Below are 20,669 nucleotides of genomic sequence, written 5' to 3'. Positions count from 1 at the left end.
CGGAGGTAAGGATTGGACTTAGTCCAGATGGAGACGTTTCTGGCAGTGGCAGAGGAGCGTAGTTTCTCGCGAGCAGCAGCACGGCTCCATCGTACTCAGCCAGCAGTGAGTCAGGCAATCGCCAAGCTTGAAGGGGAACTGGGTGAGGTGCTGTTTGAGCGTTCCTCAAGGGACGGAACGCTCACGGACGCGGGTGAGGTTTTGCGGGAGTATGCCTCTAAGTTGTTGAATTTGCGCAACGAAGCGGCGGTGGCCCTGACGGAGTTACGGGAGCTTCATAGCGGCAGACTGAACCTGGCGGCGAACGAGTACACCTGTCTTTATCTGTTGCCGCTGCTCGATGAGTTTCGACGGCAAAATCCCAGGATCAAACTCGCGGTGCAGCGAACGTTGGCCAGCAGAATCTCGGACGAGGTGTTGATGCACTCCGTGGAGTTGGGTGTGCTCTCCTTCCGCCCTGACGATACGCAGGTGAAATCGATGGTTGTGTACCGGGATGAGCTGGCTTTTGTGGTGAATCCGCGACATCCATTGGCGGGGGCTGGGAAGGTATCGATTCGGCAACTGGGAGGGCAAAACTTCATCGCGCACAACATTCCTTCGCCGCAGCGGCAGAAGGTCATTCAGGCTTTCAAGCGCCACAAAACACCACTTCAGATGGGCGTGGAACTGCCGTCGCTGGAGGCGATCAAACGATTTGTAGAGATGGGTAATGGGGTGGCTTTGGTCCCCGGGCTGACAGTGCGCACTGAACTCGAGAGCGGGGCGCTGGTGCGGGTCCAGATACCCGAGTTGCAGATAGAGCGCAAGCTCAGGCTTGTTTATCGGAGGCAAGCTAGTCTGTCACACGCGGCGCTGGCTTTTCTCAAGGTGGTGGAGGCTTACGCGGCGGCACATGGAGACCCCTATTGCTTCCAAGCAGATCGGGCTATGTGACCGAGACCGTGAATTTCGCGAAACATCGGAACCTTTGCGAAAAAAGAGCGTCTGTACCAGTAGACCGACCACCGGAGAACTCGTCCGGCGAACGCATTATGAGAGTGAGAATCCGATGACGACGCTATTTCGCAAACCAGTATTGCAGGCAGCACTTTTGGCGCTATGTACAACGGCGCTGAGCGCACTTCCCGTGATGGCACAAGACCCGGCTCCGCAGGCCACGCAAGATCAGGCCGGCCCGCCGAATGGCGGACATCGTGGGCCAGGTCAACGGGAGGAGCATCAGATCGACTTCCTGACAAAAAAACTTAATCTGACTCCAGATCAGGTTACCCAGGTGAAGGCGATTGACGACGATTCGCGAACTCAGATGATGGCTTTGCGTCAGGACACTACGACACCTCAAGCCGATAAGCGGGCGAAGGTGATGGACATCCACAAGGCGTCGCAGGCTAAGATCCGCGCCGTGCTCACCGACGATCAGAAGACCAAGTATGACGCCTTGCAGGCGGAAATGAAGGAGCGTCGGGAGAGTCATGAGGGCGGGCAGGGAGCACCGCCACCACCACCACCGCAATAACGCGTTATCCACAGGAGTGATCATTAAGGCCGGACGGATGCTGATCCTCCGGCCTTCTTGCGTTGGTAGCGCTTCTTCGGGCAGCGGTGCGGTTACAATGAAACTCAGTGATTACGGCGTCCCATAACTCTGCAAACGCGTTGCCTGCGGGACAGCGTAGGAAGTTATGGACGAATTCGAAGGGATCCAGCGAAGAATGAAGAAAACGATGTTGTTGTTGGGTGCGCTGATGTTGTCTGCGGCGGCCGGTTATGCGCAGGAGAGCCGGCAGGACGTAAGCGTAAGCGCCACTGCTGCGTTTGCGCCAGAGATAACGGGGAACAGCGTGCAGAAGAACACAAGCACGACGATGGGTCTCCTTGCCAGCTACCGCTATCTGCTGACGCCGCGAAGCGGGCTCGAAGCGAACTATGGATATCAGCAGAATACCCAGTATTATCAGGTATTCGGGAAGGCTAACGGCGGCATCCATACTCTGCAGCAGGAGGTTAGCCTCGCATATGTGTTCAATCTGAACTTCAAAAACTTCAACCCGTTTCTTGAAGCTGGTCCGGGCGTGATGTTTTTCTCGCCGTTCAAGGACGCCGGGTCGACCAACCTGGACGCAAAGCGAAATACGAACATTGGCGCTCTGTTTGGCGGTGGTGTGGCCTATGAGCTAAGCCCAAGCTTTGACATTCGTGCTGAGTATCGGGCCTTCCTGGTAAAGACACCGACCTTCAGCCTTCCGGGCAACATCTTCAATACTAATCGTTACGAGGTCATCTCGACTCCGTCGATCGGTATTGCGTATCACTTCTAAAGATTGACGGATTCAATATGAAAAGCCCCGGCGTTGACCGGGGCTTTCTGTTTTGGACCACGAACGTCTGGGTAAGAGGGTCTACCGGAAGTGATACGCCGCACCCACCGTGATGATGTTAGGGGTAAGACTGGAGCCTGCGAAGTCGAACCATTGCTGGTACTCCCAATCCGCGCGGAGGTAGAGGTAGGGCTTCAGTTTGTAATCTGTGCCTACGCCGACAGCGACGAGATTGTAGGCTAGATTCGCTCGAAATCCGTCAGGATTGACAGGGAAGTTGAAGACCCCGCGCCCGTAGAGGACTTTGCCGTAAGGAACGAAGCGGCGATACTCACGAAAGTAACGGCCGCCAATCTCGTAAGTCTTCTCGTAAAGATCATTTTGGTCTTTGACGAAATGAAACTCGCCAGTTACACCAATGTGGGGAAGAAAATCGAAGTCAAAGTAAGCTGCGCCGCCATTGAATCGATTCCCATAGTCGGAGTCGGCCGTGGAAAAGCCGCCACCGATCTTGAGAGATCCGGTGCGTGTTGCTGTGGGAGTGGCTTGCGCGCTCAGCATGGATGTAGCCCCCAACAGGCCCAGAAAAAGACCAACCTTTGTCAGCACGCGAACTCCTGTCGAATTGTGTTTTCCCTAGCGCAGACCGGGTAGCGCAGTGACGATCCATTAAGGTAAAGCAACGTCTTAATCATGAACAGATTCTCTAACTAGCGCAGGGTATAAGCAACACCAATTGTGTAAGCAATGGGGGAAAGCCCGTTAGGTTCGAATCCGGGCCACTTCTGAAACTCAACGTCGAAGGCTCTTACGTTGATGTGTCGAGTTGCGCGAACATCCAGACCGCCACCGGGCGCAAATTGGAAGTAGGTGAAGGTTGCTGGTTCTGCAAAGGAGCCGGATTGGAAGCCGAAGCGACCGAGGCCTAACAGCACCTTGGCGTAGGGCTCAAAACGTTTGTAGTGCCATTTATATCGTGGACCGAGGAGATAAGAGTTTTCGCTGATATCGCCGGGAGTGCTGACAGATATGTGAATGTCGCCTTCGACTCCCAAGTGTTGGCCGATATCGTAGTTACCGTAGATAGAAATACCCTTGATGTACTGCTGAGTATAGTCGGGACTGATGAAGGTTACTCCGGCGCCAATCTGCGCCGAGCCACTGCGAGTGGCGGTAGGGACGGCTTGACCGTGTGACCACAGAGTCAGACTGAGGACGCAGGCAAAAAAGCCGATTAGAAAATGCCGCTTCAACAGAGTGCCTCCTTCTTAAACAAGGTTTGATGCGCGGATTGTGTCGAGTGAGCTGACCCGAAACAAAGAGAGCGTGGACGGTCTCTTGACCAGAGTCCATCCACGCTCTTGGGTTTAGTTTTGTTGTGCGTTGGTGGGTGGGGGAGTGGCAGCCGGTGCAGCGGCGGCTGGTGCTGCCGTGTTGTCGGCTGGCGCAGCGGTAGCTGGCGTTGCTGCAGGAGAAGGAACAGGTTCTGCGGGCGCCTTATAGTAGCTCAGTTTCAGGTAGACCGGCTCGACCTCGAAAGGCATCTTGTCGGCCGCGGTGAGTAGAGGCTCAAATGCCGAGTGCAGGACGAATACCTGATCGGTCCACGGGTCGAAGCGCAGGAAGCTGGCCAACGGCATAGCAGCTTGCTGCTTCAGGTCCTTCATATCCAGCTTGGGGCCCTTTGTAGTGATGGCCTGCATCCAGAAGGTCGGATCAGTGTCGCTCTTGATCAAACCATCGCCGATCATGGGTTCGTTAAGAGCCTTGAGACTCTTGACTCGCTGCTGCAGCTGTTGGAGGTAGAGGCTAAAGTACTGCTGGCCGCCTTCCAACTCCTTTGCACTTAGAAGCTCCATGGCTTTCTTCGCTGCTGCCGTGTTGTCTGCGTCAGTGTGATGCATGGGAATGCGGTTGAAGACCGTCGTAGAAGGGAAGAGCAGACGATCGTTGAAGGCGTACTTTGTGTCGAGACGGTGGGCAAGGATGATGTGAGCAATCTGGAAAGCCAGAATCGCATTCAGGTTGCCCATCTGCTGTGCGCCATCCTGGGTAACAACGCCGGTGGTATCAAGCAGGCTCTTCGAGATAACGATGGTGTTGCCGATGGCGAGAGACTCCAGCGGTTCGGTCAGCAAAGTGCGGCAGCGGATCGGCCGTGAAAGTGTGATGTTGTTGTAAGCGAGAATGTTGCCAGCAAGCGCTTCTAGAGTCTTATCGAATTCACTCGGTGCATCCAGCAAGCCTGCCTGGAAGAGACGCTCCACGATGTTGTCTTCTGCCTGCTGGACCCAAGCGCGCTGGGCTCCAAGAGGGCTGACGTCTTGTGCATCGTTGCTGACGTCTGTTGCGCCCACGACATCCATCGAGGTATTTTCGCTCTCCGGTGGAGGAACCTTGAGCACGTAGCCCCAGATGTGGTTAATTGCTTTGAATTTGAGGGTGCGGGAGACGCTCTTGGGATCGCTCTCTTCAACATAAAAAGACGTCGGGAGCCAGAGATCCGGCTGAACATTGGTGCGCCAGCTGTCGAAGTGATAGAACTCCTTCTGGTCCTCCTGGGTTCCGGCGAAGTCACCATTGAAGCGAACCACGTTTCCGCTCCGAGTCTCGATCCAGATTCGACCAAAGAAGCGGCCGTAGGCCTTCTTCCCTTCAATTGGGGTCACATCAAAGACAGCCGTTGGAGTATTGCCGAGGAAGTCGTTGCGTACGTAGCCGAAAGTGTAGTGCTGACGATCGAAGCTGTTGGAGTCCATCAGGAGCATCTGCACGAAACCAGACTCATGGAAGTTCAGATGAAGGCTGTTGCCGAGACCACCGACGAAAGAGACAGAGTGCTTGAAGAATCCAAGCTTGCCGTCGTTGCTGGTGCCCTTGGATGTCTCCTTGTTTACCGCATAAGAGTTATCGCCGATGACGCTCTTGAAGTCGACGCGGCTGAGGAAGTGCTCGTCAGATTCGGGAACCTGGCCTAGAAGCGGATCAGGCTTCATGGTCTGGATGTAGGTCTCGACGAGAGGGGCCCGCTCCTTGACGGTCTTGACGATCACCTTTTCGCGGGCGATCGACTTGTCAATAAGTGCGTTTTGCGCGGCCGTCGGCTTGCGCGTCGTAGAGAGGTCCTCATCCATCTTTTTCTTTTTGCCAGGATGTAGGATGCCTGCTCCCGCGGGGAGAGTGGTTGCGACTAGAAATGCCAGCAGCAGACCGGCGGTAGACTGTTTCCCGAGAATCATGATTTGCGGCTCCTACGGTGACCCCTGGGGTCATCCTGAGTATGGACTAGATGCTATTTCATGCTGCAACTGCGGAACAAAAATTGTTTCTTATCCAGCGAGCTGGAAAGCTACATTGACAACACCTTCCCAATCGATCGGATGACCCGAAGCGTCGGTTGCGGGTTGAAATCGTGTGGCCTGCACGGCGTGGATGGCAGAGTCGCCAAGGCCGTGGCCGAGATCGCTGGTGACGCCGAGAACCTGAACAACACCAGAGGAAGAGACGCGGAGACGAACCGAGACAACGCCTTCGATGTGAAGGTTGCGAGCTTCTGCGGTGTACTCAGGCTTGGGTTTGAAGAGAACCTTGGGTGCAGACTTGGCCACTGCCGCAGATGGGCCGGCTGGTTTCGGCATCGGTGGCGGAGTGTTCTGGCCGAGGTTAACAACACCGGGCGAACGCCCCGGAGCATTCATTGGTCCTGTACCGCCAGTAACTCCAAGCTTGACTCCGACGACGCCGCCAGCCGCGTTGTCTCTGCCTTTCATGTTTTGGCTGCCGGCTGAACCGGAACCAAGATTGACAACAGTGGACTGCGCTCCCATGCCGTTGTTCGAGGCCGGCATACCGGACATTCCTTTGTTGCCGAGATTGATAGCCGTAGTGGACGGGCGATTCGAGGGCGCGATCGGGTTTGTCTGCGAACCCAGTGCGACCGCAGTTGGGTGCGGAGAGTTGTTGACCACTGAAGCGGGCTGAGCCTGGGCGAGACTGACCACCTTAGGAGCGGGCGGAGGCTGAACGAGCTTTGGAGGTGCCGGAAGAACGACCGGCATCGGCTGGGCCATTTTGATCTCAGGTGGCTTGGGGACGTCGGGCAACTTCACGTCTGGCAGCTTGATTTTGGGCGGCTCGACCTTGACCACCGGAGTCGGGGGAAGTTTTGGTGGCTTGATCTTGATCGGCGGCGGCTCATCCGGCTTCTTCATCGGAATTGGCTCGGTCAACTCGGTCAGCTTGTGCCTGGTGTCGATGGTCTTCTTCGCGGCCGCTCCGATGATGATGGCGCAGAGGGCGAGTACGACGTTGAGGGCAATCGAAGTGAAGAGCGAGGACTTGCTCTGGTTGCCGTCGTTCAGGACGCCGAAGTGTGCGAACTGCATATTCTGCGGTGCTGGATCATCACTGCGAAGCGGCTTTGCCATAAAAAAGTCCTTGAAGTGCCTCGTGTCGAGGGCGGGAGAGTTACACCAGTGCTATGGAAACAGAACCGGTGCAAAGGAGGAATAACTCCGAGGTGCTATGCCGGAGAGCCCTAGTGTGATTCGAACCTGTCGTCTTTGACTCACTGCAACTTTTGACATCACCAAGGGGAGGTTGGATCGTTGCGTCGGCCCAACTTAAGAGACGCGAACGATAAAGGAAAAGGTTGTAGCAGGCGCCGTGCTTCAGGGAGGTGTCTCTTTTTACAGGGCCGGGCTCTGCTCTTCTCTTACAGCAAGTATAGTGCCGTAAGCGTAAGTGATTGACACTGGCACTTTTGTGGTATCCAAGAAGGGTACTAGGAGACAATTAATGAAGATTCTGATAGCAGGTGGAGCAGGGTACATCGGAGGGACAGTCGCGCGGATTTTGCTGGCTCAAGGTCATGCAATCACCGTGTTCGATAACCTTTGCCATAGCAAGCGTTCGGCAGTTGCTGAAAACGCCACGTTTATCGAGGGTGATATCGCGAATCGCCCTTTGATCGAAGAGACTCTGCGTGAGGGCCGTTTCGATGGAGTGATGAACTTTGCCGCTTTGATCGAAGCTGGCGAAAGCATGAAGCACCCGGAGATTTATTTCAGAAATAACACGGCGGCAACCTTGACCCTCCTGGAGGCGATGCTGGCAACTGGACACGACCGACTGGTCTTCAGCTCCACGGCCGCATGCTACGGGGAACCCGAAAAGACACCCATTCTCGAAGACGCAAAGTTGCAGCCGACGAATCCGTACGGGGAGAGCAAATTGCTTGTAGAACATATGCTTCGGTGGATGAACTTAATCCATGGGTTTAAGTATGCCAGCTTGCGATACTTCAATGTCGCAGGAGCCATTGAAGGCTATGGGGAGGCTCATGAACCGGAGTCACACCTAATTCCCCTGATCCTGGATGTGGCGCTCGGCAAGCGATCGAACATCAAGATCTTTGGACGGGATTATCCCACCAAAGACGGAACCTGCATCCGCGATTACATCCACGTGCGTGATCTGGCTGAGGCGCACCTTCTGGCTCTCGCAGCGCTCAGCGACACGAGGAGCCGGCTGATCTACAACATTGGCAATGGACAGGGATTTAGCGTCCTCGAAGTCATCGAATCGGTACGTCGCGTGACGGGCAAGCCGATTCCTATTGAGGAATGTGAACGAAGGCCTGGCGACCCGGCGGTCCTCGTGGCGGGTTCGGCAAAGATCAAGGAGGAGCTGGGGTGGACGCCCAGGTTCGCTGAGCTGGACCAGATCGTGGCGAGCGCGTGGGACTGGCACCAGAAACGATACGCATAACACGGTCTTGAGCAGGACGTCGAGTGTCGCGTGCCGACGTCCTGCTTCCGATGTCACACCGAGTAGAAGGAGAATCTCTTGATCGAAAGCATGTTTCACATGCACCTGCCGTTGTTGGAAAAGATTCTCCGACCGATGATTGTCTATCTATGCCTGATCGCCTTTTTGCGGTTATTCGGCAAGCGGGAGTTAGCACAGCTAAACCCGTTCGACCTTGTAGTGCTGCTCAGCCTCTCAAACACCGTGCAGAATGCCATGATCGGTGACGACAACACAGTATCGGGAGGCGTAATCGGTGCGCTGTCACTCTTGACCATTAACTGGCTGCTTTCGCGGCTCCTCTTCAACATGCCAAAGCTGAATACTGCCTTCGAGGGCTCTCCGTCGGTGTTGATTCGTCATGGAGTAGTCGATTGGGCAGAGGCTAAACGTGAAGCGCTAACGGAGCTTGAACTGCGATCCGTGCTTCATAAACAGGGATTCAACGACTTCAGCGAAGTGGAGAAGTGCGTCCTCGAACCGAATGGAAACTTCTATCTCGAAGGGATCAAGTCCATGAGCGACGATGCGCAAAGGGCCGAATTGAGAAGGTCAATCGAAGAACTGCATGTTGAGATCAAGCAGATGCGCATCGACTTGGCGGCGCGAGGAGCATTGCCAAACTGATCAAAAGTACTGCTGAGGCGAGGATTTGCGGGCGCTATGACTTTGCTGAGATCTTATCAAGGGCATTTGTGTAGCGTTCCGGTTGCTTGGGCAGTTGGGAGTCGCGTACGGCGGCGCGATATCCTCCCATGTAAATCGAGTACATCACCGCTAATGCACAACCCACGCCAAAAGCGAAACCGAGAAAGAAGCCGATCAAGGATGGCCAGTAAAAATTCACGATAATGGGAGTCTACAGCGCTGCGCCATGGTCTCGCAGCAGCTTTGGGTCAGCTTGATGACCACAAGAACATTCAGGTTGCGCCCGAAATGCACTCTAAGAGAACTCCGGAGCTACTTCGCAGTAGTTATAGGGGCAGGCGCGGACGTAGCAAAGATCTTTAGTGCGTTCTTGACGGTGTAATCGAGCCCCCATGCTGTGGGAATGATCACAATGATCCACGCTGCAGCGATGAGCAGAGGGGACGACTTCTTGATATTGGAATCTGCCATAAAATAACTCCCGAAATGTAGGAAAGGGCGGAGGCAAGCACACCGCGCTGCGGTTAATGGGCCGGTCCGTCGGCGTAGACCAAGTTCTTGTCCTTCAGCCAGTATTTCTCTGCAACCGGGCGCACCATCAAATCAGCCAGGAAGCCGATGACCAGCAGGCACGACATGATGTGCAGAATAAGCGGGTAGGCGTCCTCTTTGTTCATGTGGTTTTCGACGTAGTGGTCGAGTATGCCGTTAACGATGAGGGGTCCAATAATGCCGGCTGCCGACCACGCGGTGAGCAGGCGGCCGTGGATAGCAGAGACATTGAAACCGCCGAAGAGATCCTTGAGATAGGCAGGAATGGTCGCAAAGCCTCCGCCATACATCGAGATGACCAACGCAGCGATCGCGACGAAGAGGGGAATCGAGTTGATTTTGTCCTGCCGTGAAAAGGGAAGGAAGAAGTAGAGGACGGCACCGAGTACGAAGAAGGTAAAGTAAGTGCCTTTGCGTCCTATGAAGTCAGAGAATGATGCCCAAAGAAACCGCCCGGCCATGTTGAAGATGCTCAGAATGCCTACGAAGCCTACAGCGGCCGCAGGAGAGATCTGGCCCTTAAAGAGATCCTGAATCATGGGTGCTGCTTGTTCCAGAATGCCGATACCGGCCGTGACGTTGACGAATAGCATCACCCAGAGCAGCCAGAACTGAGGTGTCTTCCAGGCCTCTGTCACCGCGACGTTGTGGCTTGAGATGAGCGCGGAATGCTTGACCGACGGCACCCATCCTTCAGGTTTCCAGCCGGTCGGCGGGACGCGTATGGTGAAGACTCCAAACATCATGAAGATGAAATAGAGAATGCCCATCGTGATCATGGTGTAGGGAATTGACGGCTGTCCCGCCGCTTTGAAGTGGGCCATGAGGTTGCTGGCCAGAGGTCCGCCTATCATCGCCCCACCGCCAAACCCCATGATGGCGAGACCCGTGGCCAGACCAGGTCTATCGGGGAACCACTTGATGAGCGTGGATACAGGCGAGATGTACCCCAGTCCAAGGCCAATTCCGCCGATGACGCCGTAGCCAAGGTAGATCAGAGCTAGTTGATGTGTGCTGGCCCCAAACGAGGCGATGATGAAGCCCGCGCCGAAGCAGATTGCGGCGTAAAACATCGCGCGGCGGGGACCCGCCTTCTCAAGCCACGCCCCGAAGAGCGCAGCGGAGATGCCCAGAAAGGCGATCGCAATCGAGAATATGTAGCCGACTTCCTTCAAGTTCCAGGAAGAGCCGTCTGCCGCATGCAAGGCCAGGAGTGGATTCTTGAAGACCGAAAAGGAATAGACCTGGCCGATAGAAAGGTGGATTGCGAGGGCGGCTGGTGGTACCAGCCAGCGGCTATATCCTGCGGGAGCTATAGAGCGGTCACGATCGAGAAAAGCCAGGGCCATTGAGAACCTCGGGAGTTGTTACGTCGTACATTGTCGAACCAGAGACAGTAAAAAGCTCATTCATCCATTCAAGAACTAGATGCGGAAACCACAATACATGATCCAAGTGGCCAGCGTGTCACCTAAATGTAACGGCGGGTTGCTCGGGCAGAGTTGTATAGGGTACCTTCACCTTGCTGGATGAAATTACGGAGGGCTGTGCGGGAGATGTCTGAAGAGAGTACAGATCTGGATTCAAGTCTGCGGGAAAATAGGGTGTTTCCTCCGCCCGCGGAGTTCGCCGCGAAAGCTCACATTAAGAGCCTAGAGCAATACGAGACCTTATACACACAAAGCGTGGAGAATCCGGAGAAGTTCTGGGGTGAGGCCGCTCAGGAACTCGAGTGGTTCTCACCCTGGACAAAGGTGATGGACGGCGAAGCAGCGCACACAAGATGGTTTGTCGGGGGTAAGCTGAACCTCTCACACAACTGTGTCGATCGTCACGCATCGGGAGCACGTAAGGACAAAATCGCCTTGCTGTGGGAAGGTGAACCGGGCGAGGTCCGCAAGCTGACCTTCGGAGAACTGCACGAGCAAGTACAGCGTTTGGCCAACGTACTGAAGTCGCTGGGGATCAGACGCGGCGATCGAGTTGCGATTTACATGGGTATGGCGCCCGAGCTTGCCATTGCACTGCTGGCGTGCGCGAGAATCGGCGCGGTGCACTCTGTCATATTTGGTGGCTTTGCAGCCCAGGCAATCTCCGACCGAGTCAACGACTCCAGTTGTGTCGCGGTCATCACTCAGGACACAAGCTATCGCCGTGGTTCCGAGGTTCAACTGAAAGCGATCGTGGACGAGGCACTCAAGAAGTGCCCAACGGTTAGGAATGTCGTGGTTTTTCGTCGTTCTGGCTCGCCGATTAAGATGGAGCCAGGTCGAGATTTGTGGTGGCACGAGGAGATGGAAAAGGCTGCGCCGGCGTGTGTTGCGGAATGGATGGACGCAGAGGACCCACTGTATCTTCTCTACACTTCCGGGACTACCGGCAAACCCAAAGGTTTATTGCACACGACCGGGGGCTATGCTGTGCAGACCTATCTCACAAGCAAATACATCTTCGATCTTCGCGATGATGATGTGTACTGGTGTACTGCTGACATTGGCTGGGTCACGGGCCATAGCTATGTGGTCTACGGTCCACTCTTGAACGGCGCCACTGTGATGATGTACGAAGGGGCTCCAAACTGGCCGGAGAACGATCGATTTTGGAAGATCGTCGACGACCATAAGGTCACCGTGTTCTACACAGCGCCAACAGCAATCCGCGCCTTCACAAAGTGGGGAAGCGAGTGGGTTGAGAAACACTCTCTTGCTTCATTACGTTTGCTGGGTACTGTCGGTGAGCCGATCAATCCTGAGTCCTGGATGTGGTACCACCGCATGATCGGCAAGGAGCGTTGCCCCATCGTTGACACCTACTGGCAGACCGAGACGGGCGCCATCATGATTGCACCGATCCCGGGTGCTGTGGCGACAAAACCTGGTTCCGCCACGCGTCCCTTCTTTGGAATTGTTCCCGAGGTAGTTACAAAAGAGGGGAATCCTGTCCCTGATGGCCATGGCGGACTCCTTGTCATGCGCAAGCCCTGGCCGTCGATGGCCCGTACTATCTACGGCGACCAGGCCCGTTATGAAGCGACTTATTGGAGTGAGGTTCCGGGCAGCTACTTCACTGGGGATGGCGCGCGTCGCGATGCTGACGGCTACTTCTGGCTGATGGGCCGCGTCGATGACGTGATCAACGTGAGCGGTCATCGACTCGGAACGATGGAGGTAGAGTCGGCGCTGGTTGCCCATCCTAAAGTTGCCGAGGCGGCGGCAGTCGGCAGGCCTCACGAGATGAAGGGACAGGCGATTGCCGTGTTTGTGACGCTCGAAGGAGGTCACGAGCCCAGCGAAGAGCTGCGGCAGGAGCTGCGGCACTGGGTGGCGAAGGAGATCGGTGCGCTGGCGCGCCCCGACGACCTTACCTTCACCCAGGCTTTGCCGAAGACGCGCAGCGGCAAGATCATGCGACGTCTGCTGAGAGAACTCGCGACAACGGGTGAGGTAAAGGGCGATACCACGACGCTTGAAGATTTTACGGTGATTGCCAAACTGCGTGAGGGCGATGAGTGAGGGTTCTTAGAGAAGGTTGGTTCTGGGCTGGGTAGGAAGTGTGAAGTAGAAGATAGTGCCTTGGTCAGGGGCGCTGGTGGCCCAGATGCGGCCGCCATGTTGGTTGACGATGCTGCGACATATTGCGAGTCCCAGACCCGTGCCGCCCATCGCGCGTGAGTCCGAGGCATCGCCTTGCTGGAAGCGGTCAAAGATGTGTTCGAGCTTATCGGCAGGAATGCCTCGGCCCTGATCGCGAACCTCGATCAGCGCTTCGTTCTCGTCGATGTTTCGAGCCGTGAGATGGATCTCGCTGCCCTCTGGAGAAAACTTGATTGCGTTCGAAATGAGATTGTTCAGTGTTTGCAGAATGCGATCGGGATCGGCCCAGACGTTGACGCCGTGGGCAGCAAAAAAGATGCGAATATTCGGTCGGGGGGAGCGTGTCTGTTGAACGCCCGCCGCTCGTCGCAGCAGATCTTCAGCGCTGCACATCGTCGAATGCAATTCCGTCTTGCCGCTGCTGATCCGCTCAAGATCGAGAATATCGTTGACCAGCCGCACAAGCCTGTCTGAGTTGCTAATGGCGATCTCGAGCATCTGCTGCGTCTTCTCGGGGCGATTGGTGAGTGCGCCTCCGGCAAGGAGGCCGAGTGCTCCGCGCAGCGAGGTGAGCGGTGTGCGAAGCTCGTGAGAGACAGTGGAGATGAACTCGTCTTTCATGCGGTCAAGGGCGCGACGCTCGGTTGTATCGGTGAACGCAACGACGACACCGAGCGCCTTCAGGCCGTTCATGTCAGGAGATTGCGCATCGATTTGCGGGCGCGCGACATACTCCACGGGGAAGGACGTGCCGTCTTTGCGCCAGAAGATCTCGTTTGAGATGCGGACGGTGGCAAAGTTGGTGAGACTCTTCCGGATGGGTGAGTCGGCAGCGGCATAGGGCGTTCCGTCCGCGCGAGTGTGGTGAATGAGTTGATGCATATTGCGGCCCAGCATCTCCTCTTGTTTGTACCCGAGCATCTGAGCAGCAGCGGAGTTGACGACCGTGACTTTGCCGTCAAGGTCGATACCGTAGATACCATCGCCGACCGACTCGAGGATGGAGTCCGACTGCCGCGTAAGCGTACGAAGCCGGCCCTCCGCGCGAACCTGCTCGCTGATGTCAACACCGAAGCCAAGAACATAGGGCGCGCGTCCAGGTACGACGATGAGCTTGTTCCGATAGGCAACGACGCGCATCTCTCCATCGCTGTGGGAGAGATGAAGAAGGCCCTGGGCTTCGCCAGTCTCGCCTATTTTTTTGAGGTAGGCAGGCATTGCAGCTTTCTTTTCCGGCACGATGAACTCTTCGAGATTGTGTCCGGTCATCTCCTCTACGCTGCGGCCCAATGTCTCTGCGCCGTGAGTGTTGATCGACAGTAGCGTGCCACGAAGGTCGTGGGTGCAAACCATACCCAGCGAGCCTTCGACCAGCTGACGGTAGCGGGCTTCACTCTCGCGCAAGGTCGCTTCAGCGGCTCGTTGCGTCGTCACATCGATGCCTGTGGCAATGATGAATGCAACCTGGCCCTGTGTATCGGTTAGCGCGGTTGCCGACCAGGCGATGCGGCGTATGCTTCCGTCCCGGTTGAGCCATTGATTCTCGTAGGCGGCGGGGAAGTGACCCGAGCGTAGACGTTCGAAGGTCTCAATCGCTTCGGGAATCTCCTGCCGCGGAATAAGTTTGTCCCACGCATAGCGGCCGACCAGGGTGGGGAAATCGTACCCGGAGGCATTTTCGCACGCGCGGTTGAAACGCACGATGCGACCGGCTGGATCGAACACAGCGACCAGCGCGCCCACGGTGTCCAAAACGGCCGAGACAAAATTGCGCTCCACTGTAAGTGCGGACTCGACGCGTTGTCGTGAACGAGCCGCGCGATCCATCTGTCGAATGCGACCATTGAGTTCCAATCGCGTGATTACCTGACGACTGAGAACACTGAGCGCAGACGACTGCGCCGGAGTCAGCGTGCGAGCATGACGGTCCAAGACGAGCAGTGCGCCGATGCTCACTCCTCCCGGAGTTGTCAGCGGTGCGCCGGCGTAGAAGCGATAAGGAAGGCCTTCGAGAAGTATGCCGTCTGGTGCATAGTCGGGGTCGTTGCGCGCGTCGGAGATCTCGTAGACCGTGTCGCCCAGGATGGTGGTCTCGCAGGGCAGGCTGCCGAGGGAGACGTCGAGTGAGTCAATGCCAAATCGAGAACGCAGCCAAATGCGGTCTGAGCCTATCAGCGAGACCGCAGCGACTGGTGTGTCGCATATCTGTGCAGCCAGACTTGTCAGGTCGTCCAGGATGGGATCGGGCGCAGAGTTGAGGACCTCGTACTGATTGAGGGCCTCGATTCGCAACGCTTCGTCTTTGACCAGGAGAGCATTCATTTCGACAGTTCAATCGTAGGTTATGTGCAAATCGTTGCGCACTCCTACTTTCGTGGCAGCAACGATTTACGGCTTTGGAAGCACGCAACACTCCCCTGTCGCGGCCGGTTCATCCGCACTCGCATCCAGGGCGACCTTCCAACTGCCGTTAGGTAGTTTTTTCCAAACGGTAAAGTAGCGACCCGAGATCACCACGGGCTCTCCATTTTTGTCTTTACTGCGGCCTTCATAGTGGCCCCAGGTGAATCCCATGTCGTTCGATGGACCCATTTGAGCGCCTTGCGGCACCCAGCTTAGCTGATAGGTTTTCGGGTCCCACTGGGCCTGTGCGGCGATAGCGGTTCTACCAAGAATCGCGGGCTTCCCGTTATTGAGTGTAACTCCGTCCTCCGCGAACCAACTGCCGAAGGCTTTGCCTCCACCTTCGGTGACTGCCTGTGAAAAACGTCCCTCAAGCTCCAACAAGACCAGGGCGCCGGGTGTAAGTGTTGGCTGGGATAGGGGATTAGAGATGACTCCGGGGCTCTGTGTGAAGGTGCCGTAACCGACTGCGGCAGTGGGTGCTACTCCAGCATCGCTTTGTGCGATCAGTGGAGAAGAGGCGATGGCGCAGAACATGATGCTGCTGAGGATTACGCGATGCATAGCGGATATGCTATCAGCGCTCGAAAGTGGTCTGTCGGGCATTTGCTTTCTGTTGAAGACTGATATTCTTCGCACCTGATGTTAAAGACGAACTTTCAACACATTCTGTTGCTTTCGGCTGCGATTTTACTGTCTGTCGGAATCTCATTGGGGTTGATCCACGGAACGGGAATGCACCATGCCGGGGTCACTCTGCGGTGTGTCGCGATCGTGCTCCTGGCGCTTTTTGCGCTCCAGCGGCGCTCCCTGACGCCATGGATCCTTGTCGCGATGGTTGCTGGTGCTGAGTTGGGATTCGATGCTCCGATGCTGGCAACCAGCCTCCGCGTCTTCAGCGACATCTTCCTGCGGCTCATCAAGACCATCGTGGCGCCGCTGATTCTCGCGACCCTGGTGACTGGCATTGCCGGCCATGGAGACCTGAAGAGCGTGGGCCGCATGGGCATCAAGAGCCTGATTTACTTCGAAGTCGTCACCACGCTGGCTCTCGTCATTGGCCTTGCGGCAATCAATCTAAGCCGCGCCGGAGTGGGCTTGACCCTTCCGCCAACCACTTCAGGTGAGACGGTCCCCACACCTCCGCCGACTCACTGGCAGGAGTTCCTCCTGCACGTCTTTCCGGAAAATATCGCCAAGTCCGTGGCGGAGGGCCAGATTCTCCAAGTGGCCGTCTTCGCAGTCTTCTTTGGGATCGCTCTTGCGAGTCTGGACGAAAAAAAGCGCACGCCGGTGTTGCACCTGTTCGAGAGTTTCAGCGAGGTAATGTTCAAATTTACCAACGTTGTCATGTACTTCGCCCCCATCGGCGTAGGGGCGGCCATGGCCTTTACCGTCGGCCAGATGGGGCTTGGAGTACTCGTCAATTTAGGCAAGCTGCTCCTCACCTTGTACGGAGCGTTAGTCGGTTTCGGCCTCCTTGTTCTACTACCCGCGGCCCTCCTGTTTCGTGTTCCCGTCCGTCGATTTCTCGCCGCTGTGGCGGAGCCTGCAACGATCGCCTTTGCGACCTCAACCAGTGAGGCAGCTCTCCCGCGTGCTATGGAGTCGATGGAAGCTCTCGGGGTTCCGCGCCGAATCGTGGCGTTCGTCATCCCTGCCGGCTACAGCTTCAACCTCGACGGCTCCACGCTCTATCTCGCCGTCGCCAGCATCTTCGTCGCGCAGGCAGCGGGAGTCCATCTCTCGCTTGGCCAGCAACTTCTGATGATGGTGACTCTCATGCTGACCAGCAAAGGAGTCGCCGGCGTTCCCCGCGCAACCCTGGTCGTTCTGCTTGCGACCGCGGCAACTTTCCACCTGCCGACTGAGCCGATCTTTGTCATCCTCGGTATCGATGCGCTCGCCGATATGGCCCGGACCACCGTCAACGTGGTTGGAAACTGCCTTGCCAGCGTTGTAGTCGCGAAATGGGAAGGAGAGTTTGGTACTGAGCCGATCTCGCCGGTAGTTCTCGAAGGTATGACCGAATGACAAGATCCTGACGCTCAAAGCAAAATAGCAGGCGCCGAAGCACCTGCTACTCACCTAGGCCTTTGAGGTAATTACATTGCAGGTGGATGGTGTGGATCGATGTGTTCTTTATCGACCTTTTTCGCTATAGGCTTGGATTTCACCGCGCCATTCGGGTTTACCGAATCGCGCAGCTCTTTCGACGGCTTGAAGAAGGGAACCCGCTTGGCCGGAACGTCGACCTTGGCACCAGTCTTCGGGTTGCGGCCCGTTCGGGCGTTGCGTTGGCGCGTCCGGAAGCTGCCGAAGCCGCGAATCTCGATCTTGTCTCCGGTCTTCAGCGCCCCGATGACAGCGTCGAAGAGCGTATCGACAATAACCTCCCCATCACGGCGGGTCAGGTCTCCAAGAGCGGTCACTTTATCAACAAGGTCGGCTTTAGTCATGGTGGGTTCCTTTCGTACTGGGGGGAGGGCGATAAGGGCCGTGGTGAAACAATCCGTTGTTGTTGATTGTAGACGGGATGGAGGTTAAAAGGTTGCCAAAGAAATCAAAAGTGTGACGGCTTTCATCGTTGCCCAATAAGATGCAAAATCCGTCCGTTTCGTCAGACGGTCGATAAAAAAGAGCCAGTTTTTCCCGAGAGCTCTTTCGAACTGGCATGTTTCAATCTGGTAAAGCCTGAAGGAGCGTACCTTACTTCCACATGAAGTAAAAACCGGGAGCTTTGTTCAACATCTGTCCAGGGTTTGGAAATAGGTCTTCGCCGTCGTCGGCGAGCAATGCGAACAGCCCTCGCTTATTTTTTGCGGGACGCACCACGTTTGGTTCCCCGGAGATTCCCGCTTCCTTTGCCGTTTCCGTGAGCGCGACCCGATAGCCGCCGACCTTGTCGATCAAACCTAGTGGAAGCGATTGCTGCCCGGTCCACACCTGGCCCGTCGCCAGCGGTCTGATCTTATCGTCAGTGGTGTGACGCCCCGTCGCGACATCATGCACAAATTGCGTATACATGTTGTCGACCAGCGACTGAAAGTAGATCTCCTCTTTGGGCGTCAGATCTCGGCTCGGGTCGCCAGCGTCCTTCAACTCCCCCGCGTGGATCACCACGTTCTTTAACTTGGCCCAGCGCAGCAGGTCGCCGTAGTTGGTCCATTCCATAATCACGCCAATCGATCCGACAACCGAGGCATCGTTCGCGTAAATTCTGTCGCAGGCGCTCGCAATGTAGTACGCCCCTGAGGCGCCGACCGACTCGATCGACGCGACGACCTTTTTGTGACTCTCCTGCCGCACCCTTAGCACCTCGTGATAGATCTCCTGCGAGGCAGCCGCTCCACCGCCGGGTGAATTGATGTGCAGAAGGATGGCCTTCACCGACGAGTCGTCGCCAAACTTGCGTAACTGACTGTCGATGGTCTCAGGAGACAGGATCGCACCGGATATATCGATTACGGCGATGCTGTCAGAACCGAGCCCGAGGCCGGCCGAACTTCCGGTCATCGAACGCATAGTGAACCAGACCATGCCGGTGACAAGAAGAAAGACCGCTGCCAGTGAGCCGGCGATAATGCCGATGTAAAACCAGGCGGATCGACGGCGCGGTGGCATGGAACCGTACGTTTGGGGATAAGGGTATTGCGGGATCCGGGAATAAGGAGGCGCTGGAGGCGGCGGCGGGGGTGTTGAAAAGTCTTCCTGCATGCTGTGGAGTTTAGCAGGGACCTTTGTGTCGGTGCACAGTTTGCGACTGTTGTGGGCCGCAACCGCAACCAACGCGCAGCCCATGAGCGAATACATTTATATATCGGAAAATAGAGCCAAACAGAGGCCTTGGTGCGTCAAATGTTGCAGTATGATAAATCGGAACGTCCACCGCGCAACTCTTTGCAGCTGAAAGAAAGACTGACGATCGCTAATGGCACATCCACAGTTAAGTATCGTAATTCCGGCGTACAACGAGAGCGCTCGCATCGAGCATGCGTTGGATCGAGTCTTGTCGTGTGTCGCGGAGCAGGGCTGGGATGCTGAGTTGCTGGTCGTCGACGACGGCTCAACCGACGACACCGCCGCAATTGTGCAGCGTTGGATGACCAAATATCCGCGTCTTCACCTTGTGGAGAATCCAGGGAATCGCGGCAAAGGTTACTCGGTCCGCAACGGCCTTTTACAGGCCGCGGGCGACATTGTCATGTTCACAGATGCCGACCTCTCGGCTCCGATGGAAGAAGCTGAGCGTCTCATCGCCGCACTCAACGATGGGGCAGATGTGGCAATCGGCTCCCGCTGGATGGACCGGACTCGCCAGACGATCCACCAGCCGCTCTACCGGCAGTTCTTCGGTCGCTGCTTCAATTGGGTCACCCGAACTGTTATGGGCTTGCCATTCAAAGACACTCAGTGCGGATTCAAAGCCTTCAAACGATCTGCGGCTCAAGTGATTTTTCGCCTGCAAACTATCGAGCGCTGGGGCTTCGATCCTGAGATCCTCTTTATCGCCCGAAAGCTAAAGTACGTCATTCGCGAGGTGCCCGTCACCTGGGGCCACGACGAACGCAGCCGTATGAGCTACCTGAGGGACGGCATCAAGATGCTCGAAGACATGGCACGCATTCGTGGCAACTTCATGGCCGGCCGCTACGACAAGGCCATTGCCGCGATGAAGGACACCAGCAGTATGGTCACACCTCAGGTCGAGAAAGTCGTCAAAGTCAGCAGCGTCGAAGCCCGCTAACAGACGCAGTGAGCCCATCGTTTTCTCTTCATCGTTGAAGCGAGTGCCAGGCCGATTCTATGAGTCGCCATCTGGCTTGGAGCGAGTGGGCATATCCGATAGCCAATGACAAAAAAATCGAAACGCAGCGCCGGACTGCTCATGTATCGGAAGCGCAAAGACGAGTTGGAAGTGCTTCTTGTTCATCCTGGCGGCCCTTTCTGGGAGAAGAAGGATCAGGGCGCTTGGACGGTTCCAAAGGGTGAATATGAAGAAGACGAAGATCCGCTAGCAGCCGCGCAGCGAGAGTTTTTCGAGGAAACTGGCTTCCTTGCAAGCGGCGACTTTATCGAGCTAGGGGCAGTGCGACAAAAGAGCGGAAAAGTCGTCATTGCGTGGGCGTTCGAGGGAGACTGCGACCCAGCCCAACTTGTGAGCAACACCTGCGAGATTGAGTGGCCTCCGAAGTCCAAGAAGCGTCTCGAAATCCCTGAGATCGATCGGGGAGGTTGGTTTCCTCTTTCCACTGCCCGACAGTTCATCCGGCTCGAACAAGTGCCGCTCTTAGAAACGTTAGAAAATAGACTTGCGCCTAACAGGCTTTAGCGAACTACTTCC

General features: G+C 56.1%; 19 protein-coding genes. 9 read left to right on the top strand and 10 right to left on the bottom strand.

Annotated features, from left to right (window positions below; genetic code table 11):
- Window positions 1-12: 12 nt before the first annotated feature.
- The 3 genes from RBB76_RS02090 to RBB76_RS02080 all read left to right on the top strand — a co-directional run bounded on the left by RBB76_RS02090 (window position 13) and on the right by RBB76_RS02080 (window position 2,321).
- Window positions 13-936 carry a LysR family transcriptional regulator gene (locus RBB76_RS02090; protein ID WP_429633114.1) on the top strand — a complete coding sequence of 308 codons (924 nt, stop codon included), beginning with the start codon at window positions 13-15 and terminating at the stop codon, window positions 934-936.
- A 115-nt stretch (window positions 937-1,051) separates the two neighbouring features.
- Window positions 1,052-1,519, top strand: a complete 468-nt coding sequence (locus RBB76_RS02085) for a Spy/CpxP family protein refolding chaperone (RefSeq protein ID WP_429633116.1) — start codon at window positions 1,052-1,054, stop codon at window positions 1,517-1,519.
- Between the two features lie 196 nt (window positions 1,520-1,715).
- A complete protein-coding gene (locus RBB76_RS02080) occupies window positions 1,716-2,321 on the top strand; it encodes an acyloxyacyl hydrolase (RefSeq protein ID WP_353063047.1) in 606 nt (201 codons plus the stop codon).
- Window positions 2,322-2,402: 81 nt separating this feature from the next.
- Here RBB76_RS02080 and RBB76_RS02075 read toward each other — a convergent pair whose 3' ends face one another.
- The 4 genes from RBB76_RS02075 to RBB76_RS02060 all read right to left on the bottom strand — a co-directional run bounded on the left by RBB76_RS02075 (window position 2,403) and on the right by RBB76_RS02060 (window position 6,748).
- Window positions 2,403-2,930, bottom strand: coding sequence for an outer membrane beta-barrel protein (locus RBB76_RS02075; protein ID WP_429633118.1), 528 nt, complete (start codon window positions 2,928-2,930; stop codon window positions 2,403-2,405).
- Window positions 2,931-3,031: 101 nt separating this feature from the next.
- Window positions 3,032-3,574 carry an outer membrane beta-barrel protein gene (locus RBB76_RS02070; protein WP_429633120.1) on the bottom strand — a complete coding sequence of 181 codons (543 nt, stop codon included), beginning with the start codon at window positions 3,572-3,574 and terminating at the stop codon, window positions 3,032-3,034.
- A 114-nt stretch (window positions 3,575-3,688) separates the two neighbouring features.
- Entirely contained in the window at window positions 3,689-5,560 is a 1,872-nt protein-coding gene (locus RBB76_RS02065) for a hypothetical protein (RefSeq protein ID WP_429633122.1), read from the bottom strand.
- A 90-nt stretch (window positions 5,561-5,650) separates the two neighbouring features.
- A complete protein-coding gene (locus tag RBB76_RS02060; RefSeq protein ID WP_429633124.1) occupies window positions 5,651-6,748 on the bottom strand; it encodes a TonB family protein in 1,098 nt (365 codons plus the stop codon).
- A 370-nt stretch (window positions 6,749-7,118) separates the two neighbouring features.
- Here RBB76_RS02060 and galE point away from each other — a divergent pair, with 370 nt between their 5' ends.
- A complete protein-coding gene (galE, locus tag RBB76_RS02055) occupies window positions 7,119-8,090 on the top strand; it encodes a UDP-glucose 4-epimerase GalE (protein ID WP_429633126.1) in 972 nt (323 codons plus the stop codon).
- A 78-nt stretch (window positions 8,091-8,168) separates the two neighbouring features.
- Window positions 8,169-8,756 carry a DUF421 domain-containing protein gene (locus RBB76_RS02050; protein ID WP_429633128.1) on the top strand — a complete coding sequence of 196 codons (588 nt, stop codon included), beginning with the start codon at window positions 8,169-8,171 and terminating at the stop codon, window positions 8,754-8,756.
- A 333-nt stretch (window positions 8,757-9,089) separates the two neighbouring features.
- Here RBB76_RS02050 and RBB76_RS02045 read toward each other — a convergent pair whose 3' ends face one another.
- Together RBB76_RS02045 and RBB76_RS02040 are read right to left on the bottom strand one after the other, a co-directional pair.
- Entirely contained in the window at window positions 9,090-9,248 is a 159-nt protein-coding gene (locus RBB76_RS02045; protein ID WP_429633131.1) for an MFS transporter small subunit, read from the bottom strand.
- Between the two features lie 53 nt (window positions 9,249-9,301).
- Window positions 9,302-10,678, bottom strand: a complete 1,377-nt coding sequence (locus RBB76_RS02040) for an L-lactate MFS transporter (RefSeq protein WP_429633133.1) — start codon at window positions 10,676-10,678, stop codon at window positions 9,302-9,304.
- 207 nt (window positions 10,679-10,885) lie between these two features.
- On the opposite strand from RBB76_RS02040, the gene acs reads away from it, so the two are divergent.
- Entirely contained in the window at window positions 10,886-12,841 is a 1,956-nt protein-coding gene (gene acs, locus RBB76_RS02035) for an acetate--CoA ligase (protein WP_429633135.1), read from the top strand.
- A 6-nt stretch (window positions 12,842-12,847) separates the two neighbouring features.
- Here the strand turns inward: acs and RBB76_RS02030 are convergent, their stop codons facing one another.
- Window positions 12,848-15,244, bottom strand: coding sequence for a PAS domain S-box protein (locus RBB76_RS02030; protein WP_429633137.1), 2,397 nt, complete (start codon window positions 15,242-15,244; stop codon window positions 12,848-12,850).
- 66 nt (window positions 15,245-15,310) lie between these two features.
- A complete protein-coding gene (locus RBB76_RS02025) occupies window positions 15,311-15,889 on the bottom strand; it encodes a YybH family protein (RefSeq protein ID WP_429633139.1) in 579 nt (192 codons plus the stop codon).
- A 78-nt stretch (window positions 15,890-15,967) separates the two neighbouring features.
- On the opposite strand from RBB76_RS02025, the gene RBB76_RS02020 reads away from it, so the two are divergent.
- Window positions 15,968-17,359: a dicarboxylate/amino acid:cation symporter gene (locus tag RBB76_RS02020; RefSeq protein ID WP_429633141.1), complete on the top strand. Its 1,392-nt coding sequence runs from the start codon at window positions 15,968-15,970 to the stop codon at window positions 17,357-17,359.
- Between the two features lie 71 nt (window positions 17,360-17,430).
- Here RBB76_RS02020 and RBB76_RS02015 read toward each other — a convergent pair whose 3' ends face one another.
- A complete protein-coding gene (locus RBB76_RS02015; RefSeq protein ID WP_429633143.1) occupies window positions 17,431-17,784 on the bottom strand; it encodes an HU family DNA-binding protein in 354 nt (117 codons plus the stop codon).
- Between the two features lie 250 nt (window positions 17,785-18,034).
- Window positions 18,035-18,949 (bottom strand): signal peptide peptidase SppA, encoded by a 915-nt coding sequence (gene sppA / locus RBB76_RS02010; RefSeq protein WP_429633145.1) that lies wholly within the window; start codon window positions 18,947-18,949, stop codon window positions 18,035-18,037.
- A 307-nt stretch (window positions 18,950-19,256) separates the two neighbouring features.
- Between sppA and RBB76_RS02005 the strand changes: the two genes are divergently transcribed.
- Both RBB76_RS02005 and RBB76_RS02000 read left to right on the top strand, forming a co-directional pair.
- A complete protein-coding gene (locus RBB76_RS02005) occupies window positions 19,257-20,072 on the top strand; it encodes a dolichyl-phosphate beta-glucosyltransferase (RefSeq protein WP_429633147.1) in 816 nt (271 codons plus the stop codon).
- 105 nt (window positions 20,073-20,177) lie between these two features.
- Entirely contained in the window at window positions 20,178-20,657 is a 480-nt protein-coding gene (locus RBB76_RS02000) for an NUDIX domain-containing protein (protein ID WP_429633149.1), read from the top strand.
- Window positions 20,658-20,669: the final 12 nt, after the last annotated feature.

This window comes from Tunturiibacter psychrotolerans, assembly GCF_051013365.1.
In the GTDB taxonomy this organism is placed as follows: domain Bacteria; phylum Acidobacteriota; class Terriglobia; order Terriglobales; family Acidobacteriaceae; genus Edaphobacter; species Edaphobacter psychrotolerans_A.
Note: the sequence above shows the minus strand (reverse complement) of the source record. Positions and strands in the feature narration are given on the sequence as shown.

Coding starts and splice junctions, on each gene's coding strand:
- RBB76_RS02085 (WP_429633116.1), top strand. CDS start 1,052: ATGACGACGCTATTTCGCAAACCAGTATTGCAGGCAGCACTTTTGGCG.
- RBB76_RS02080 (WP_353063047.1), top strand. CDS start 1,716: ATGAAGAAAACGATGTTGTTGTTGGGTGCGCTGATGTTGTCTGCGGCG.
- RBB76_RS02065 (WP_429633122.1), bottom strand. CDS start 5,560: ATGATTCTCGGGAAACAGTCTACCGCCGGTCTGCTGCTGGCATTTCTA.
- RBB76_RS02060 (WP_429633124.1), bottom strand. CDS start 6,748: ATGGCAAAGCCGCTTCGCAGTGATGATCCAGCACCGCAGAATATGCAG.
- galE (WP_429633126.1), top strand. CDS start 7,119: ATGAAGATTCTGATAGCAGGTGGAGCAGGGTACATCGGAGGGACAGTC.
- RBB76_RS02045 (WP_429633131.1), bottom strand. CDS start 9,248: ATGGCAGATTCCAATATCAAGAAGTCGTCCCCTCTGCTCATCGCTGCA.
- RBB76_RS02040 (WP_429633133.1), bottom strand. CDS start 10,678: ATGGCCCTGGCTTTTCTCGATCGTGACCGCTCTATAGCTCCCGCAGGA.
- acs (WP_429633135.1), top strand. CDS start 10,886: ATGTCTGAAGAGAGTACAGATCTGGATTCAAGTCTGCGGGAAAATAGG.
- RBB76_RS02030 (WP_429633137.1), bottom strand. CDS start 15,244: ATGAATGCTCTCCTGGTCAAAGACGAAGCGTTGCGAATCGAGGCCCTC.
- RBB76_RS02025 (WP_429633139.1), bottom strand. CDS start 15,889: ATGCATCGCGTAATCCTCAGCAGCATCATGTTCTGCGCCATCGCCTCT.
- RBB76_RS02020 (WP_429633141.1), top strand. CDS start 15,968: ATGTTAAAGACGAACTTTCAACACATTCTGTTGCTTTCGGCTGCGATT.
- RBB76_RS02015 (WP_429633143.1), bottom strand. CDS start 17,784: ATGACTAAAGCCGACCTTGTTGATAAAGTGACCGCTCTTGGAGACCTG.
- sppA (WP_429633145.1), bottom strand. CDS start 18,949: ATGCCACCGCGCCGTCGATCCGCCTGGTTTTACATCGGCATTATCGCC.
- RBB76_RS02005 (WP_429633147.1), top strand. CDS start 19,257: ATGGCACATCCACAGTTAAGTATCGTAATTCCGGCGTACAACGAGAGC.
- RBB76_RS02000 (WP_429633149.1), top strand. CDS start 20,178: ATGACAAAAAAATCGAAACGCAGCGCCGGACTGCTCATGTATCGGAAG.